Source organism: Streptomyces sp. NPDC087420, from assembly GCF_044744165.1.
Lineage (GTDB): Bacteria > Actinomycetota > Actinomycetes > Streptomycetales > Streptomycetaceae > Streptomyces.
This window is the reverse complement of sequence record NZ_JBIUXU010000002.1, coordinates 75,444-92,614: the sequence shown is the minus strand read 5'-3', so window position 1 is coordinate 92,614 and position 17,171 is coordinate 75,444. Positions and strand designations below refer to the sequence as shown.

17 protein-coding genes, 1 tRNA gene and 1 other RNA gene are annotated in these 17,171 nt (G+C 66.7%); 10 read left to right on the top strand and 9 right to left on the bottom strand.

Going from position 1 to position 17,171, the window contains the following annotated elements:
• Positions 1-132 precede the first annotated feature (132 nt).
• Positions 133-1,674, bottom strand: a complete 1,542-nt coding sequence (locus tag ACIO1C_RS03880) for an amidase family protein (protein ID WP_401858228.1) — start codon at positions 1,672-1,674, stop codon at positions 133-135.
• Positions 1,675-2,098: 424 nt separating this feature from the next.
• Positions 2,099-2,224 (bottom strand): hypothetical protein, encoded by a 126-nt coding sequence (locus ACIO1C_RS03875; RefSeq protein ID WP_401858225.1) that lies wholly within the window; start codon positions 2,222-2,224, stop codon positions 2,099-2,101.
• Positions 2,225-2,409: 185 nt separating this feature from the next.
• On the opposite strand from ACIO1C_RS03875, the gene ACIO1C_RS03870 reads away from it, so the two are divergent.
• The gene (locus tag ACIO1C_RS03870) at positions 2,410-3,924 is read left to right on the top strand and encodes a hypothetical protein (protein ID WP_401858223.1); all 1,515 of its coding nucleotides are present in this window, start codon (positions 2,410-2,412) and stop codon (positions 3,922-3,924) included.
• A gap of 82 nt (positions 3,925-4,006) precedes the next feature.
• On the opposite strand, the gene ACIO1C_RS03865 is transcribed toward ACIO1C_RS03870, so the two are convergent.
• Positions 4,007-5,017 (bottom strand): hypothetical protein, encoded by a 1,011-nt coding sequence (locus ACIO1C_RS03865; RefSeq protein WP_401858220.1) that lies wholly within the window; start codon positions 5,015-5,017, stop codon positions 4,007-4,009.
• A gap of 1 nt (position 5,018) precedes the next feature.
• Between ACIO1C_RS03865 and ACIO1C_RS03860 the strand changes: the two genes are divergently transcribed.
• From ACIO1C_RS03860 to ACIO1C_RS03850, 3 genes are all read left to right on the top strand, one after another.
• A complete protein-coding gene (locus ACIO1C_RS03860) occupies positions 5,019-5,159 on the top strand; it encodes a hypothetical protein (RefSeq protein ID WP_401858217.1) in 141 nt (46 codons plus the stop codon).
• Positions 5,160-6,562: 1,403 nt separating this feature from the next.
• A complete protein-coding gene (locus tag ACIO1C_RS03855; RefSeq protein WP_401858214.1) occupies positions 6,563-6,844 on the top strand; it encodes a type II toxin-antitoxin system Phd/YefM family antitoxin in 282 nt (93 codons plus the stop codon).
• A 6-nt stretch (positions 6,845-6,850) separates the two neighbouring features.
• A complete protein-coding gene (locus ACIO1C_RS03850) occupies positions 6,851-7,132 on the top strand; it encodes a type II toxin-antitoxin system RelE/ParE family toxin (protein WP_401858211.1) in 282 nt (93 codons plus the stop codon).
• A 470-nt stretch (positions 7,133-7,602) separates the two neighbouring features.
• On the opposite strand, the gene ACIO1C_RS03845 is transcribed toward ACIO1C_RS03850, so the two are convergent.
• The 5 genes from ACIO1C_RS03845 to ACIO1C_RS03825 form a co-directional block, all read right to left on the bottom strand.
• Positions 7,603-8,025 carry a PIN domain nuclease gene (locus ACIO1C_RS03845; protein ID WP_401858209.1) on the bottom strand — a complete coding sequence of 141 codons (423 nt, stop codon included), beginning with the start codon at positions 8,023-8,025 and terminating at the stop codon, positions 7,603-7,605.
• On the bottom strand, positions 8,022-8,237 hold the full coding sequence (locus ACIO1C_RS03840) for a type II toxin-antitoxin system VapB family antitoxin (protein ID WP_401858206.1): 216 nt from the start codon (positions 8,235-8,237) through the stop codon (positions 8,022-8,024). The genes ACIO1C_RS03845 and ACIO1C_RS03840 overlap by 4 nt, the downstream gene beginning before the upstream one ends.
• Before the next feature lie 112 nt (positions 8,238-8,349).
• Positions 8,350-10,779, bottom strand: a complete 2,430-nt coding sequence (locus tag ACIO1C_RS03835) for a helicase C-terminal domain-containing protein (RefSeq protein WP_401858204.1) — start codon at positions 10,777-10,779, stop codon at positions 8,350-8,352.
• 943 nt (positions 10,780-11,722) lie between these two features.
• Positions 11,723-12,226 (bottom strand): nucleoside deaminase, encoded by a 504-nt coding sequence (locus ACIO1C_RS03830; protein WP_401858201.1) that lies wholly within the window; start codon positions 12,224-12,226, stop codon positions 11,723-11,725.
• Entirely contained in the window at positions 12,223-13,074 is an 852-nt protein-coding gene (locus tag ACIO1C_RS03825) for a GntR family transcriptional regulator (protein ID WP_401858199.1), read from the bottom strand. The genes ACIO1C_RS03830 and ACIO1C_RS03825 overlap by 4 nt, the downstream gene beginning before the upstream one ends.
• 169 nt (positions 13,075-13,243) lie before the next feature.
• On the opposite strand from ACIO1C_RS03825, the gene ACIO1C_RS03820 reads away from it, so the two are divergent.
• Genes ACIO1C_RS03820 through ACIO1C_RS03800 form a run of 5 tightly spaced genes read left to right on the top strand, consistent with a single transcriptional unit; the run spans position 13,244 to position 16,804 of the window.
• Positions 13,244-13,642 (top strand): hypothetical protein, encoded by a 399-nt coding sequence (locus ACIO1C_RS03820; RefSeq protein WP_401858196.1) that lies wholly within the window; start codon positions 13,244-13,246, stop codon positions 13,640-13,642.
• Between the two features lie 50 nt (positions 13,643-13,692).
• Positions 13,693-13,920: an HNH endonuclease gene (locus ACIO1C_RS03815; RefSeq protein ID WP_401858193.1), complete on the top strand. Its 228-nt coding sequence runs from the start codon at positions 13,693-13,695 to the stop codon at positions 13,918-13,920.
• Positions 13,921-13,946: 26 nt separating this feature from the next.
• Positions 13,947-15,338, top strand: coding sequence for a replication initiator protein RepSA (gene repSA / locus ACIO1C_RS03810; protein ID WP_401858190.1), 1,392 nt, complete (start codon positions 13,947-13,949; stop codon positions 15,336-15,338).
• Positions 15,339-15,352: 14 nt separating this feature from the next.
• Positions 15,353-15,559 (top strand): excisionase family DNA-binding protein, encoded by a 207-nt coding sequence (locus ACIO1C_RS03805; protein WP_401859089.1) that lies wholly within the window; start codon positions 15,353-15,355, stop codon positions 15,557-15,559.
• A 9-nt stretch (positions 15,560-15,568) separates the two neighbouring features.
• Positions 15,569-16,804 carry a tyrosine-type recombinase/integrase gene (locus ACIO1C_RS03800; RefSeq protein WP_401858187.1) on the top strand — a complete coding sequence of 412 codons (1,236 nt, stop codon included), beginning with the start codon at positions 15,569-15,571 and terminating at the stop codon, positions 16,802-16,804.
• 80 nt (positions 16,805-16,884) lie between these two features.
• Here the strand turns inward: ACIO1C_RS03800 and ACIO1C_RS03795 are convergent.
• Positions 16,885-16,972: transfer RNA gene (locus ACIO1C_RS03795), tRNA-Ser, on the bottom strand.
• Between the two features lie 73 nt (positions 16,973-17,045).
• On the opposite strand from ACIO1C_RS03795, the gene ffs reads away from it, so the two are divergent.
• Positions 17,046-17,140, top strand: an RNA gene (gene ffs / locus ACIO1C_RS03790) — signal recognition particle sRNA small type.
• Positions 17,141-17,171 lie beyond the last annotated feature (31 nt).

The following is a 17,171-nucleotide window of genomic DNA, read 5'->3' as shown; positions in this document are numbered from 1 at the left end:
CGGCCGCAGGCGCCGACCGACAGGACGGCGGGCACCGTTCGCGCGGGTGAGGGGAGGGGGGCCGCCAGTGCCCTGCCGGCGGCCCCCCTCCACGAAACAAGTGCCAGGAACTCCCTCTGAACAGACCCGGCGTCAGGGCGCGCAGGAGTCCCCGAGGCCGGTGAGAGCGGTGCAGCGGTACGGAGCCGGATTGATCACCGTCGGCGGCCGGCGCAGCTTGGTGGCCTGCTCGTAGTCATGGGCGTAGCCGATGAGGGTGGGCTCGCTCCACGCCTGACCGAGGAACGAGATGCTGAACGGCCGCCTGTTGGCGGCCTGGTAGCCGGCCGGGACGCTGATCGAGGGGTACCCCGCCTTCGCGCCGATGCCCGCGCTCCCGCTGTTGGCGAAGAGCAGCGCCGTCAGGTTGTTGTCCTTCATGACGGCGTCGATACGGTCCTTGCTGTCGGCCAGATCCTGGGCCCGGCTCGCCTTGTAGGCGGCCGTGTCGGCGCTGTCGGCGCCGAGGTCCTTGGCCTCGGAGTTGAGAGCGTTGACCTGTCCGAACTTCAGCGCCGCACCGGCGTGGGCGTTGTTGTACGCGATGATGTCGGCGAGGCTCTTCATGGGAGCGTTCCTCGGGAGCCGGGCCAGATACGCGTTCAGGTCGCGCTTGAACTCGTAGGACAGGACCGTCGAGGAGCGCCCCGAGGTGTCCAGGGTGACATCGACGAGCGTCGCGCCCCGGTCCTTGAGAGCGGTGACGGCCGCGTCCCAGAGGGCCCGGTTGTCGGTTCCCGTAGCGGGGATCTGGCTGGCGACGACGCCGATACGGGCCCCTCGCAGCGCGGTGGTCGACAAGTCCTTGCTGAAGTCGTGCCCGACGAGCGGGTTGGAGGCGGTGGCGGGATCCGCCGGATCCCTGCCGTCGAGCGCGGTGAGCGTGGCCGCGGCGTCGGCGACCGTGCGCGTGAGCGGGCCGGCCGTGTCCTGGCTGGCGGCGATCGGAACGATGCCCGTACGGCTGGCCAGTCCCACGGTCGGCTTGATGCCCACGACGGAGTTGGAGTACGCGGGACTGAGGATGGACCCGGAGGTCTCGGTCCCGACGGTGACGGCGGCGAAGCCGATCGAGGCCGCGACACCCGAACCGGCGCTGGATCCGCTCGGAGTCTGGCTCGCGTCGTAGGCGTTGAGCACCTGCCCGCCGAGCGAGCTGTAGCCGCCGGGCATCCCGCTGGTCAGGTAGTTGGCGAACTCGGTGAGGTTGGCCTTCCCGATGATGACCGCGCCGGCCTTGCGGAACTGCGCGACGATCGGCGCGTCCTTCGAGGGATACGAGTCGGCGAGCGCGACCGAACCGGCGGTGGTCGGCATCCCCTCGACATCGATGTTGTCCTTGACGATGACCGGAATACCGAGCAACGGGCTGTGCGGCCCCCTGCCGCGCCGCGCCTTGTCGGCGGCGGCCGCTTCCTGCATCGCGTCGGGGTTGATGGCACGTACCGCGTTGAGCGAGGGCCCCCGCGAGTTGAGGTCCCGTATGCGCTCCAGGTAGGCCTTGGTGAGCCCGGCGCTGGAGATCTTGCCGGAACTGAGGAAACCGCCCAACTGGGCCACGGTCGCCGTTTCGAGGTCGACGGACACCGGTCTCTCGGAGGGACGCCCGGTCGCACCGGCTCTGGATGTGGTCACGGACGCTGTACCGGCGACCATCAACACAGCGATGGCGAGAGCTACGGCGTGCCGCCGGTCGAACCGTTCACGAGCTGAGGAGTTGGTTTTCATCGCAGGCTCCTGGCGTGGGATACGAGTCTCAGGCCTCAGCATGGAAACGGCGATCTGCGTCCGCCACGTATCCACGCGATCTCGATCAAGTTGCCATCACCGCACGGGCCTTCGACGCACCGAAGCGGGACAGACACCACTTTGGTCGGCCGGGACCGCTTCGGCCTTCCGATGCATGGGCAGGTGTACCGCCGGAGGCGAGGTCAGGGGGCGAGCTGCGCAGCGCACAGGTCCGGCAGGAGGCACCGTCGGCCGCCCGCCCCCGTTCGTCAAGATGCGGAGACGTTGATGTCAGCGATTGGACCTGGTGAGGTCGTGTTTCCTGCCTCCGTCACTCTTTCTGCGCACCCAGAAGCAAGATCACAATCGCCATGGCCAGGCAGAGTTCCGCCGCCCCGCTCATTCCGCCAGGCGGCAGTTCGGCCACCAGGCTGAGCAAGGTCACGACGGTGGTCATGTCATCCGGTCGCTGCGGCGACGCAGGTACTGACTGCACGTGGTACCAGCCCCTTTACTTCGTGACTCGGGTCGAGTCGGTGTCTCCATCGAGATTCGCCGGTCACCGGGGTGTTGCCGCCACTGTCACGCGTTGCCAATATTTGCAACGTACGTCCGACTCATAGACCGGCGGGGAGAACGAAGTTGGGCAACGAGTTGCAACCGATCAACGACGCCGTCTCGGCAGAGGCGCGTGCACTGGCCGAGCATCTGCGAGACCTCTTCCGGCCTTTAGGCATATCTGTGCGGCGCTACGCAACGCGCTGTCACAGCGATCCAGGCACGGTTTCCAGATATCTCAATGGCACACGCATCCCTCCGTGGCCGTTTGTGCGCAACTTGCTGGCGGAAGTGGGTTCTTCGCAGCAGCAGCCACTCCAGAGAGGGGTGGTCGACCACACCAAGGCGCTACACCGTGCAGCGTTGCGCGTAAGCAACAGGAGCCTGTATACGGTTCAGACCCTTCAGGACCAGCTGGAACAGGCAGACCGGGAGCAGCGTCAGGCCGGTCTCCGCGAACAGGCTCTCCTGGAAGCGTTGCAGGCCAGGCAACACCGCATCGCCGATCTTGAAGTAAGCATGCGCGAACTTGAAGGGGCCGGGGCCGCCCAACTTTCGGCAGAGCGTGAGGTTGTGCGGAAGCTTGAGAGAAGCACCGAGAGTGCGCAGGACGAAGTTGAGCGGCTCCGCGAGGAAGTGGAAATGCTCCAACAGCAGCTCGCGGTGGCTCGGGACCTCGTCGTCGTCGCAGAAGATCGCTGCGTCGCGCTCGAAAGTCAGCTTGAGGCAGCAGAGGCATCCGCGGAGACGGGGAACGATTCGCGTGAGTCCGACGCACTCAACATTGCTCTGCAAGATGCTGCCGATGCGATTTCGCGGGCAGAAGAGCTACAGCAAGAGGTGAACAGGCTACGAGACACTGAAACCCTCCGAAGGACAGCACGCCGCACGCCCCAACCCAAACCAGAAGAGATTCAACTACCAGTCAACGAGCTTGTCCCCCTACTGGTGAAGGAAGCAGCTCTCGAGGATGGGCCAGGCTCGCAGAAACTGCGTCGGCTGGTAGCGCAACACCGTTCAGCTGCTGACGTAGGCGCTATCTTGAAAGAACTAAAAGAAAAACAACACGACTCTGACATTACGGGTATGATTTCCGTTACGTTTGCACAAACCCGAACGCCTCGCGAGGTCTTCGAGCTCGTCAGCCACCTAGGATGGGGGTTCCTCACGGCTGACGGAGTTGACCTGCCGGACAGCATTCTCACATGGTTCGCATGGGAGGCAAACACGTCAAAGGCGGAGGAGCTTCTGGAGCTCGTTGAAGCAATTCCTTCGGATGAGCCGGCCCGAGTGATCATTCAAGCCATCGCGGAACGTAAAGGTCCAGTTGAACTCCGGGAACTCATTGAGGCGTCCGAAGCCTCGCGCAAAGTAGATATCATCATTGCTGCGGCCCGTCGACGCGACGTGAACAAGATCCCTGGCCTGCTGTCTGAATTTTTGGACGCAAAATATCCGCATTATCCAGAAATGCTTGTCGATGAATTCATCATTTCGCGACCGTATTCCATTGATCAGCTATTGACGGTGCTCGACGTTCTGCATGCCCGAAGCGAGAAGGATTATGTGCAGTCGCGTATTTCGGAACTGAATCCTTGATCCAGCCCCATTGGTCCACAGCGCGGTGCAGGAGTGGGCCGCGGTCTCGAACACGGCGCCGGGTACTGACAGCGCGTCACGGCTACAGGTCCAGCAGGTGGTGCATGACGGTCTCGGGGACAGCGGGGTTGGTGGCCGCGCCGGTTGCGGTCGCGGTGTCACGCAGGAGGGCGGCGAGGACGCGGGTGGGCAGGCGCGGGTCGGTGGCTGCTTCGTTCCGTACTCCGTGGTGGGGGTCGTCGAGCATGCGGATCACGGATGCGGCGGACAGGCGCTGATCGCGCAGGGCGTGCCGACGGACGCCTGAATCCGCGTCCCGGCTGAACCGTTCCACCAGCTCAGCCGTCGACTTCGGATCGAGGAGAGCGAGTTTGCGCGCAAGGGGGTTGGGATCGTCCGCGTAACGCAAGGTCCCCTGCCGGGGGAAGTTGGGGTGCTCGATCATCCGTGCGGCCGAGTAGCCGTCCCAGCTCTCCGCCATCTCCAGCAGTACGTCGGCCGGGGCCTGTGCACAGTGTTCGGCCAAGAAGAGCCGTACGACCCAGTCCTCGTCGTGCGCCAGGAGGTCGACCACGTCGGGTGGCAGATTCTTCGCGCACGCGGCGCTGCGGCGGAGCATCACGTGCGCGGAGGTGGTGCAGCGGCACATGGCCTCCTCGTCGTACCCGAGGTCCCGGACCCACGGGAGAGGATTGCAGCTGGCGGTGGGGTCGAACTCGACGGTTGTCCCGGAGCGTTCCGCCTCCATGAGGTCCGATCGGACGGAGACCAGCCAACGAACCCCGGGCTCCATGTCCTGGCCGAGCAGGGCCACCAAGTCGCTGTCCAGATTCGGGCTCTGCGCCGCGGCGCGGCGCAGAACGGTCTCGGCACTGCGCACCAGATCCTCGGCCAGGTCACGGGCGAGCACGCAGGTACGGGCGGCACGTTCTCGCTGTTCGTCACCGGGGAATTCGGCGATGCCGGCCGCGGAGAGCGGGGTCGACCGGTGGTGCCGCAGAAGGGCCTCGGTGCGCACCCCGGCATCCGGGTCCGCGAGGAGGGCTGCCTGCGACGACGGGGCCAGGTGGACCCAGGCGCGTGGGGCGGCCACCTTGCGTACCCCCGGGGTCCGGGTCGGCGGCGAGCGCGGTCAGATGCCGCGCCGGCAGGTCGCCGTGAAGGGCCAGTTCGGCGCGCACGCGCGGGCTGGGATCGGCGGTGAGCTGGGTGTACGTCGCGGCGGTGAGCGCTGACCGGCCGTCCACCGCGCACATGAGGAGAATCCACCGATGTGAGGCCTCAGGATCGTGGAAGAGTTCCGCGCGCTTCTCGGCGTTGAGCAGCCGGCGCTCCCCCAACGCTTTGCGTACCCGCCACTCGGGGTGCGCGACCCAGGCCCCGACCACGTCTTCGGGAAGCTCCCGATGGAGGAGCCACGACGGGAGCCGCTCCTCGGGGGCGACGTCGAGGAGGCGGAGCAGCACGGACGAGGGCGCGAAGCGATTTCTGGCCAGCCTGTCGCGCCACGCTCCGTGCAGCCTGGCCGAGGCGGTTTCCACCGCAGGACGGTGTTCCACTCGACCTCCCGCTCCTCCGGGCTCTCCGCGGCCCGGGCCTGTGCCGACGACTCCAGCCAGTCGGTGAACGGGGCGACGGCGACGAACCGAACCCCGTACTCCTCGGCCGTGGCACCCAGGACGCTCTCTCCGTCCAGGGACATGGCCACGAATTCCGGCCGGCCCGCCTTCGGGCCGAGGAGCCCGGCCAGATCCCCATGCTCCGCCAGCCGCACTCTGGCCCAGTGGTCGTGTCCGCAGCAGGCACGGCCCTGGTCGGCGACGCTGATCAGAAACTCTCCGCCGGTGTTGATCACATCGTGCTCGATGGCGATTCGGTGCCATTGCCGGTTCAACTCGGCGACCAGGTCGGCATGGTCGTCCGGCACCGAGAGCGCCGGCTCTGCGCCCTCCGCGATCACAGCGCGCCGGGCGGCCGCCGCGGGCCGCGCATGGGAGACCCGGCCGTGCCCGACCACCTCCAGGCCGGCACGACGCAGCAGCTCGCTCAGTTCACCCTTCCCACCCGCCATGACGGCCATCTTCCTCCACGGCCAACGAGGCAGGCCCGGAAACGTGCTGGGCGTCGGATGGCCGGCTACCCGACGCGGCCCGAGGCATCAATACAGCTGCCAAGACCGGCGCCCTGCCCCGGATCAGGGCGAACCACCGGCCGCCCGCCAACAGATCTCCGCAACTGCAACAAAAACTGCCACTACGAACGTCGAGGGGCCCCGCAGCAAGCTGCGGGGCCCCTCGACGTATTGCCCGGTGAGAGCAATGGCGGAGGATACGAGATTCGAACTCGTGAGGGGTTGCCCCCAACACGCTTTCCAACTGTTCGTGTGGCTGTCCAGCGGGGTCCGTCGGCGTCCTGACCTGCGGCCGCATGCTTCGATTGTCGGGGAGCGGACGGTGCTGAACGGGGGTGAATGCAACCCGAACTGCAACCCCCGGTGATCCCCTGACCGCGAGATTCGGTGGGGCAGCAGGGCACGAAGGTTGCTGGCCGCGTGCAGGCGCTTGCCGCCCGGAAGGCGTAGGCCCTGGCATCGGTGCGCGATGGGTCGCACATCATGTACATCTGCTACATTTATGACATGAGTGATCCAGTGGTGGAGTCCATGGCTGAGGTCCGCAGTCACCTTGCCGATGTCATCGATCGCGCTCGGCGTGACGGAACACCGACGATCATCACGCGCCGCGGCAAGCGGGAAGCCGTCGTGATCGACATCGATGAGTACCAGCGGCTGCGCCGGATCGCCGAGGATGCCGAGGATGCGTGGCTCAACAAGTTGGCCGACGAAGCCGAGTCCGAAGGCACTGAGGGGTCGGTCTCCCTCGAAGAGATGGCTGCCGCGCTCCGTGCCGGCCAGGGCTGATCGGGCATGGGCTACGTCACTCGCTTCACGCCTCATGCCCAGCGGGACATGCTCAAGATTTCACGCCCGGATGCCCTGCGGATTCTGTACCGCCTCGCCGAACTCCAGAAGGCGATGAACGCCGGCGATGTCGCGGCGTTCGACATCAAGGCCCTCCAAGGGCACAGCGCCCGTTGGCGGCTGAGGATCGGTGACTACCGCGTCGTCTACACCGTCGAGGACGGACAGCTGATCGTGTGGGTCCTGGCCGTCGGCAATCGTCGCGACGTCTATCGCAACGTTCAGTAGTACTTCCGTCGGCTGCATGACGGGGATGGTCAGGACGCAGCAGCCTCACGCTGAATGCAACCAAACCCAACGGATGTCGTCGTGGACTCGATCATGGGGTGGGAGCCCGGGGGAGGGGCCGGATGTGCGCTCGGTACGTCACCGGACCGACGCTGCGGAAGGACGCGCAGCAAGTCGGGGACTCGCTCCGGGAGTCGTCCGGCTCTGCGGAAGGTCCGCCTGAGACCATGCAACGTCGAGGGGCCCCACCACGAACGGTGGGGCCCCTCGACGTATTGCCCGGTGAGAGCAATGGCGGAGGATACGAGATTCGAACTCGTGAGGGGTTGCCCCCAACACGCTTTCCGAATGTTCGTACGGGGGTTCGGCGGAAGTCGCGGGCGTTCTGACCAGCGGTGGAGGCTTCGGGGTGGACCCATCTGTACGGATCCGGACAGGGGTGAACGAGACCAGAACCGAGACCGTGAAGGTCACTTGCCGATGTCGGGCCCGTACCACTGGAGGGCTTGCCCGGTGACGGCGGCGATGCACTCGAAGTCGCGGTCCCGGTGCAGGAGCGTGAGGCCCTGGAGCTCGGCGGTGGCTGCTACCACCAGGTCGACTGCCCCTGTGCCGCGGTGCTGACCACGTGTGGTCAGGGCTTCCTGCACCTGCCAGGCCCGGCTGTATGCCCGATCGTCTACGGGGACCCACCCGAAGACGAGACGCAGGTCTTCGATTCCCCGCGCGCGGTCGTCGGCGGAGCGGGCGCTGTAGAAGAACTCGAGTTCGATGATCGGACAGGTCGCGATGAGACCAGCCGCTGCGGCCTGGTCCCATCCGTACTGCTCGGCGTCACCGCGCAAGAACCGGGCGAGGGCGCTGGTGTCGATGAGGAACTGGGCCGAGTTCACCGACGGTAGTTCCTCTTGTCTTCGATGAGCTCAAGATCGAAGCCCCCTTCGCCTGCCGCCGCCCGCAGGCGCGTTAGTGCGAGTGCTCTCCGCCTGTTCTCCAGTACCTCGCGCAAGGCGGTATTGACCGTCTCCTTCTTGGTGCCCGTGCCGAGGGCTTTCGCCACCTCGGCCAGCAGTTCGTCGTCGAGATCAATCACTGTGCGACTCATAAATGCACCTCGCTATATATCCGCAGGTGCATCTAGTATATCAAGGTTGATGCATGGAGGGCGTCGGACGTCCAGCAGCGACGCTCCCACCGAGCGCTACGGCCCCGGGGCTTCAGCCATGCCCCTCTGGCATGACCCCGTGGATGCGGGAGAGGGTGAAGACACGCTCGGCATCCCGAAGGTGGCACCAGGCTTCGAGGTAGGGCGGGTCGAGGCCGAGGCGGCTGAGGGTACGGACGGTGTGGCTTCCCGAGGCGGCGACATAGGCGACCCGGATGGCCGTACCGGCGTCGATGGCGTGGGCGAGTTGGCGGACGTCGGTGTACGTCAACTGCTTCGCGTACCCGGCGACAATCTCTTCGGTGTCCGTGGGGAAGGGGCCTCCAGTCCCGAAGGGGTCGGGCTCCGGAGCCGTCAGCGGGGCGGTCAGCAGCCGGGCGGCCATGGCGGACGAGTCGACGGCTGTCGATGCTTCCGCCGCGTGGTACGCCCTGCGTTCGGGGCCCGTTCGTCCCCTGGTCTTCCGCGGGGCAGGAACGGTGGCGGCCCTTTGGGGCGGGACCTTCTCGATGCGTACGGTTCCGTCAGTGGCCTCGGCGACGGGGGCGTAGCCCTGGGCCCGGAGTGTGGCGAGGGTCTGGTCGAGCGGGCTGCCGCTGACGAGCACGGTCGGGGCGAGATGCCGCAGCCCGAGCGCGGCAAGCCCCCGGTGGGTGGCGAGTTCGGCCAGGAGGGCCGGTTCCTCGCCGTGGACGACGCAGGCGGCGGGGGTGATGCGCACCTGGCCGTGTCGGCGAGAGGTGTCGGCGATGAGATAGGACAAGGGCTGTGGCAGGGCCCCACCGGCGATAGCGGTCAGCTCGGCCGAGATCTCGCCCGCGGTGTGGCCGGCGTCCAGGGCCAGGCGGACGCTGTCCGCGCTGAACCGCCACACGGAAGCCGTGCCGCTGGTCTCCCGGGCGGCGGTCGCATCCAGGAGTTCGGCGACACGCACGGAGGGCGTGCCGGTGACGACGGCCGTGAGGTCGCCGCCGAACCGGGCCGTTTCGGTGGCCTCGGGCAGCAGCCGTCGGCAGACGGTGGTCAGCCCTTCCGTGTCATCGGCCGACAGAGCGGCACCAAGGGGGGAGAGTGCGCCTCGGGCGATGACACCGAGCAACTCGGCCTCGCGGATCGCGGCGGCGAGTGGTGTCTCGTCCTGGGTGGACGAATGGGCGAGCGGACGGTGCCAGGTCACCAGCGGGACCAGGTCTGTGGCGGCCTTCACGCCCTGCCCTTCCGGGAGCATCGCCGCCGCGGCAAGCAGCCCGTGTCGAGCCTGCAGGCAGCCGTCGCAGGGAGGCGTCCCGGCCAGCGCCGGCTGTGCCTTGTTGTCCTTGTCGCGGGCCTGGGAAGGGGTGAGTCCCAAGCTCCACCATGCCTGAAGCAGCTCCGCGAACCGTTCCGCGGGTTCCCGCGCCGTCCAGGTGTCGTATTCCTCGGTGGGTGCGACGCGATCGCCGTCGACCGCCAGCAGCCCGGCTGAGTATGCCGTCTCGAGGATGATGCGTACGACAGCGCCGTCGGCCTGCGCCGCCTTGGCGATTCTGGCCAGTTCACGTGCGCCGATCCCGCCGGACTTGAGCTTGGCCGGCGGAGCGGACGAGGAGGCGGACAGGACCGAGGCGGCCTGTGCCGCGAACGCCGCAGCCGCCGCCATCGCCTCCCGGTCCACCTCCGCCGCGGTGACGGGCACCAGCTTCGCGACGGGCGGGAAGGGCTCGAACGGGGCCGACCAGTCGGGCCCGCGCAGCGCGAGTGTCACCTCGGCGGGCATACGGGCCTGCCCGTACCCGTGGCGGTTCCGGACCAGGAGGCCCCGGTCCAAGGCCCAGCGCTCGCCCGGCGAGTCGGCGCCGGGGGCTCCGAACGCGACGAACTCCGTGTGGCGCGGTGCGGACTTCGCCCGGCGCTCCAGCAGCCGGCGGGTGGCCGAAGGAGCATTGGCGATCACTGTGGCGACGCGTTGCTGATCCCCATGGTGCTCCAGGACGGCGGTCGTGCGATGTTGCCGCGTGCCGGGCGGCTTGATGCCCAGTGCCACGAGCATGCCGCGCAGCTCCTCGGAGGTCACACCCTCCAGCAGCTCCTCCATGGGGGCGTCCAGCCCCAGTGGCGCGTCCCACGCCTTCCGCAGCGGTGCGGCCATGGCGAGCTTCCCGTCGCCGTCAGGCCAGACCAGAGCGTGATCGGCCAGAGCCACCAGCACGCCGTCCAGTGACCGGGCGGCAGCGGGCGCCGTCGCTCCCAGTGCCCTCGCCAGGGCGCCGCGCGACAAGGGCGTTCCCAAGGCGGCCAGGACCTTGGCCACTTGGAGGTACGGCAGGGCCAGCTGCGGCAGCACGAGCGCAACCGAGCCGGGCCGCAGAAGGCGTTCCGCCAATTCCTCCATGGAACGTGGCTCCGGTGGCACCGCGGCGTCCTTCCGTATCCCGAGCACGCGCGCCAGCCGCGGGGCGTCGAGGCCGGCAAGCCAAGCCGTCAGTGTGGATCGGGACGTCATGCGGAACACCTCGCGAGGCCGAGAACTCGGCTGGGGACCGGAGCAGCCCCGAGCGGAGCCAAGGATGGCGTATTCGATGGGCTCACGGTCGGAACTCGGTGGGGAGTTCCCCACGGAGAGCGTGCTGATGGGCCGGAGCGCGGGTGATCCTGACCTGCTGTGCGAAATGCCTTGAATGCCCTAGATAAAAGAGACTGCAAATGAGATCAGGTCATGCAGAAGAACCCGGCCGCTGGAGCGGTCCGGGTTCTTCGTTACGCCTGTTCAGGCGGCTGCGGAGGATACGAGATTCGAACTCGTGAGGGGTTGCCCCCAACACGCTTTCCAAGTCTGTGCGTTGGCGCCGACCTGCGATCCGGGGTCGTTCACCTGCGTTCATGCCCGTACGCTCCCACCTCGCGCGCCAACGCCTGACCCTCGGCGAACGTGGGTGGACCGTGGTGAATGAGACGGAAACTGAGACGGCCCATGGCTTCCCCTGAACCTCCACCACCCACCTCAACCCACCACTCACCCCGGCTCCCATCCCGTCCGCCTTCGACCCACACACCGTGGAGCAGTTGGGGCCCAGGTCGTCAAGGTGGAGCGCGCCACTGTACGAACGACCTTGACGACCTGGGCCCCAACTGCTCGGCTCTGCCTGGGTCGGAGGTGGTCGGGATGGGAGCCCACAACGCTCGCCACGATCCGGCCGGCACTCGCAAACGGCGCCTCCTCCATCCCGGTGCCGTAGCGCCCCCGCCGGAGGCATGCCTTGGCCCGCGGCTTTGGGTTCTCGTCTCATGTCCTCGGGCTTATCCACTGCGGGCGCGCGTCGGCGGCGGCAGCGCCGAGCGGGCCGGAGGCAGGAGCGCGGGCGCAGCCGCAGCCGGGAAGCGCGCCCGGCGGAGCGGAGCGCAGCCGGGTGCCTTGATGAGGTAGAGAAACCTGTAACACGAGCGGGTCAGAGCTTGGGCCGTACCGGCTCGGGCAGGCTGTCAGTCCAGGCGGTGAGAACTTTGAGGGCGGGCTCGTGCTGCTTGGTGCTCTGAGCCTCGATGATGACGTTGCGGTGTTCGGTGGGAAGGGCCAACTCTCTGTAAAACTGCACGTCTTCAAAGCCGTTGCGGGCCACGTCAAGACTGTCGGCGCCGTATACCAGCCGAGGAATTCGGGCCCAGAGGCAGGCAGCCAAACACATGGGACACGGCTCGCTGCTCGCGTACATGACACCATCTTCGAAAAGATGGCGCTTCATTTTCTCTCCTGCTTTCCGAAGTGCCATGACTTCGGCATGAGCCGTGGGATCCCACCTTTCCACCACGCTGCTTTCTCCTTCGCCGACAATCTCACCCCGAACGACGACGATTGCGCCGAAGGGTGTGCCTCCGCGATCCAGAGATTTCCTGGAAATCAAGATGGCGCGGCTAAGGAACATCTCATCCTCTTCGCTGATGGCTGTGCTCACTTCGCTCCTCCCTCGCTATCTGATTTTGACCTCTTGCGCCATGGTTTCAGGGGAGTCACGAACCGCAGTTCTGCCCTGTCAGCCGGGTACTCAGCGTCTGAAATCTCAACGACACGATCGTTGCGGTCGAGTGAGATTCGGCGGCACAGGATCAAGGGAATCCCGTCTGTTAGCCCCCATGCTTGCACCTCTACTGTGGTGGGCATGCGGCCAGTCACCTCGTCGACGACGGTCATGACTTCAATTCCCACCGTGGAAAGTTGATGCATGGTGCCACCAGGCCAGGGTTCATTCTCCGCGTTCAGCAAGTCTGGGTTTTTCTCAACCAGACTCAATGGAATGTAGGAGGTGCTGTAGGAAAGTAGGAGCTTGGTTTGTTGATCGGACGATTTGTAGACCCGGCGAAGAATCGAGTCCCCGACTGTCAGGTTCAAGGCGCTTGCCAGAGAATCATTCGCGGCCACTGTGTCGTAGGTCGTACTGAAGGATTGTTCGTGTATTGACATGCCGAGATTTGTTTCGGCTTCTCCGACCGTTGATCGCTCGCGCTCTGGTCGTCGTGCCAGATCCTTCTCAACTTGATGCCGCTCGGAAGACCGGATCACTCGCGCCGGCGGAACGCGCACCCTCGGCGCCTTGCCTCGACCGGCCGTAATGAGTCCCTGCGCCTTGAGGAGGGAGACGGCTCCGCGTGCGGAGTTCATTGAGCATGACCAGCGCTGGCAGATGTCGGCCAGGGTCGGGAGCGCGTCTCCGGGCAGAAGGTCGCCCCGTTCGATCTGCATCCGGATGTCGTCTGCGATCTGCAACTGGATGGGGCGAGATACGGCGGTCGGTTGCGGGTCCATGCAGACATGATGCGTCTTCGCAGGTTTGTGGGCAAACCTCTTGCGCGGCCTTCTGTGACTAGCTAACCTTCGAGTAGTTCGTGGGTTTGCCCACAAACTAACTGCCGGGACGGCGCCCCTACCGCCAAGCAAGCGCGCCGCCCCTCGTCCCTCGAAGGGAAGTTCCATCATGCCTGAGTCTGTCGTGTCGTCGCTCTTGGCCGTGGACGTGTGGTCGGACGCGTACGACGAGCGTGTGCCGTGCCCCGGCTGCGGTTCGGACCGGTTTCCGTTCTGGAACTGGGTGCTTGTGGATGGGCTGGAGGTGCTCACTCATGACGGTGACGTGATGTGCCCCAAGGACGCGAACTTCGGCTCCCAGGTGTGCGCGGACTGCGACGGCCTGGGCTGCGTCGTGGACGAGGACGGATCGCTGTCCGGCAAGGTCGGCCTGATCGTCCCGTGCGTCTGCGCCGAGATCGCCGAGACCTACCCGGTCACGATCGGTCCCGAGGACGAGCCGATGCCCGGCTACCGCGCTCAGACGTTCACCTCCGCGCCCCCCGTCCTGAAGGCGGTGGCCGCGTGAGTCGCTCCCGTCCTGGCTCGGTCCGCCGCCGAGGTGTCAAGGGCGGTCTGATGAGTCGTCAGAAGTCGCGCTGCTTCTACTGCCGGGCGTCGTTCCTCACCGACGCGGACGCCACCTTGGACCACTACATCCCCTATGCCCTGTGGCGCACCTGGTGGGCCGCGAACCTCGTGCTGGCCTGCGCCCGGTGCAACCAGGTCAAGGCCGACCGCCTGCCCTGGCCCCTCGTCTGGCTCCTGCTGTCCCAGCGCGAGACCGGATGGGCGGTGGCCGCATGACCGTGTTTCCCGTTTCCCCTGAGGCTGTGGCCGGTGCGGCGGTCTCCCTGGGTACCGACCCCATCACCCTCGCCGACCTGCTCCGCGTGGCGAACAGCCCCGGTTTCGACCGGTGGCAGGAGCAGGTGCGCCGTACGGGCGGCTGTGCCCATCCGATCCGGCTTCAAGGCCAGACGGTGACCCGTGACCGTGCGACCGGTGATGTCCTGTACTCGTACTCGACCGAGGGTGAGCCGGGCGGCATGCTCCGGGTCGCCTGTGGCAACCGCCGTGCCTCCCGCTGTCCCGCCTGCGCCTGGACGTATGCCGGGGACGTGTATCACCTAATCCGCGCCGGGATCACCGGGGACAGCCGGATGGGCGTCCCGGGGAAGATCCGTCAGCATCCCGGCGTGTTCACCACGCTCACCGCGCCCTCGTTCGGACCGGTCCACAACCGCCCCGCGTCCGGCCGCTGCCGGTGTGGTGCCCAGCATGCCGACGGTGATCCGGCGCTCGGTACGGCGCTCGACCCCGAGCGCTATGACTACGCGGGCGCGGTGCTGTGGAACAACCACGCCGGGGACCTGTGGCGGCGCTTCACGATCTACCTGCGCCGGGAGGTCGCCGCTCGTGCGGGCGTGACGCAGGCGGCGTTGAAGGAGGCGTGCCGGGTCTCCTTCGGGAAGGTCGCCGAGTTCCAGAAGCGCGGGGCCGTGCACTTCCACGCGGTGGTGCGGCTGGACGGTCCGGATGGGCCCGACACCTCCCCGCCGGCCTGGGCCACGGTCGCGCTCCTGGACGACAGCATCCGTTCCGCCGCCGCCAAGGTCGCCGTACCGGTGGCCGCTGCCGGGGACTTCCCCGCCCGCGTGCTGCGGTGGGGTACGCAGGTCGACGTGCAGGCGATCGGGGGACTTGAAGGGGTGGAGCTGACGGACGGTGCGGTCGCCTCCTACGTCGCCAAGTACGCCACCAAAGCAGCCGAGACCACGGAGACCGTGGACCGCCGGATCGGGGAACTCTCCGAACTCGACAAGGTGGCCCTGCCCGCGCACACCCGGCGTCTGATCGGAGCGTGCTGGGAAATGGATGACGCCTACCCGGAACGGCTGCTTGCGCGCTGGTCCCACATGCTCGGCTTTCGCGGGCACTTCATGACCAAGTCCCGCGCCTACTCCTCGACCCTGAGCGAGCGGCGCCAGGTCCGCGCCGACTACCGCGCACGCCAGGAACGCCGTGAACGGGGCCTGCCCGAGGTCGATGACTCGGAGGGCTCCATGTTGGTGCTCGCCCACTGGACGTACGCCGGACAGGGACACACCCCTGGCGAATCCTGGCTTGCCGCCAACATCGCCCGCGAACTCCACGCCAACCGCGAAACCGCCCGCGACGCACGGGCCGACCTGGAAGACCAAGAGGGGGAGGAGTGGCAGTGAACGGGTCACCTGAATTGATCGTAGAGGTCGTGGACTCGACGTTGGTCCTACTGACTGTTGAGGAGGCGGCCCGGCGACTCAGGATCGGTCGTACGACCTGCTTCAAGCTCGTCAGCACGGGCGAACTGGAGTCGGTCACTGTCGGGCGCCTGCGTCGCGTTCCCGCAGATGCGCTGCCCGCTTATGTCGCGATGCTCCGCCGGCCTGCTCTGGCTGCGTGAGGGGGGACTATGGCTGACCAGAAGCGAACTCGCCAGCCCAACGGGGCCTCATCGATCTACCTCGGCAAAGACGGCAAGTGGCACGGTCGCGTGACTGTCGGCGTTCGGGACAACGGCAAGCCCGACCGTCGCCATATCGAGCGTAAAACCAGGACAGAGGTCACCAAAGCCGTCCGGGCGCTCGAAAAGGAACGGGACTCCGGTCGGGTGCGGAAGCCCGGGAAGGCGTGGACATTCGGGGCCTGGCTAGAGCACTGGGTCGAGAACATCGCTAAGAAGTACGTCAGCGAAAACAGCTATGACGGCTATGAAGTTGACGTGCGTGTTCACCTCGTGCCCGGTCTCGGTGCCCACAGGCTCGATCGTCTGGAGCCCGAGCACCTGGAGACCTTCTACGCGAAGATGCAGTCATTCGGGAGCGCTGCCGGTACGGCTCACCACGTCCATCGCACGGCTCGGGTGGCCTTGGGCGAAGCGGTGCGGCGTGGCCACGTCACGACGAACGCGGCAGAGATTGCCCGTGCTCCTCGGCTCGAAGAAGAGGACATCGAGCCGTACACGATCGAGGAAGTCCAGAGCCTGCTCCTGGAGGCGTCTAAGCTCCGCAACAGCGCCCGTTGGGTTGTCGCGCTGGCGCTCGGCCTGCGGCAGGGTGAAGCGCTCGGGCTCCAGTGGGAGGACGTCTACCTCGACGCCGGGTACATCCGTACGCGGAAGAACCGTCTGCGCCCCAAGTATGAGCACGGCTGTACCGATCCCTGTGGCCGGAAGGCTGGTTACTGCGCGGAACGTCGTCAAATCCGGCGTGAATTCAAGAGCACCAAGTCCCGTGCCGGGCGACGAACCATCGGCCTCCCTGAGCCGGTGATCAAGCTCCTGCGCAAGCACCAAGAGGAGCAGGAGCGGGAGCGCCAGGAAGCAGGGGAGCTGTGGGAAGACAAGAGCTACGTCTTCGCCTCACCAACCGGCGGGCCACTGATCCCGAACACGGACTACCACCGATGGAAGCAGCTCCTTGTTGATGCCGGCGTCCGTGACGGTCGTCTGCATGACGCACGGCACACGGCCGGGACCGTTCTTCTCCTCCTTGGCGTTCCGGACGTCATCGTTGACGCGATCATGGGTTGGGAGCCTGGGGGAGCGGCACGGATGCGCGCTCGGTACATGCACGTCACCGGGCCCATGTTGAAGAAGGTGGCCGGCCAGGTTGGCGAAGCGCTCTGGGGCTCGCCACACCCGGACTGAGACGGGAAGTGAGACGGAGAACGTCGAAGGGCCCCACCGCGACCGGTGGGGCCCTTCGACGTATTGCCCGGTGAGAGCAATGGCGGAGGATACGAGATTCGAACTCGTGAGGGGTTGCCCCCAACACGCTTTCCAAGCGTGCGCCCTAGGCCACTAGGCGAATCCTCCGCGACGAACCATACAAGATCCTGGGGCGTGCTCGCGAACTCGTATCCGGGGGTGGGGATCGGGTACTGTGAGCGGAGCCCCTCACGTGGCGCTATCTGACTGAACTCCCCCAGGGCCGGAAGGCAGCAAGGGTAGGTTGGCTCTGGCGGGTGCGTGGGGGGCGCTTGCGTGTGTGGGGGTGGGGGGAAGGGTGTGCGGC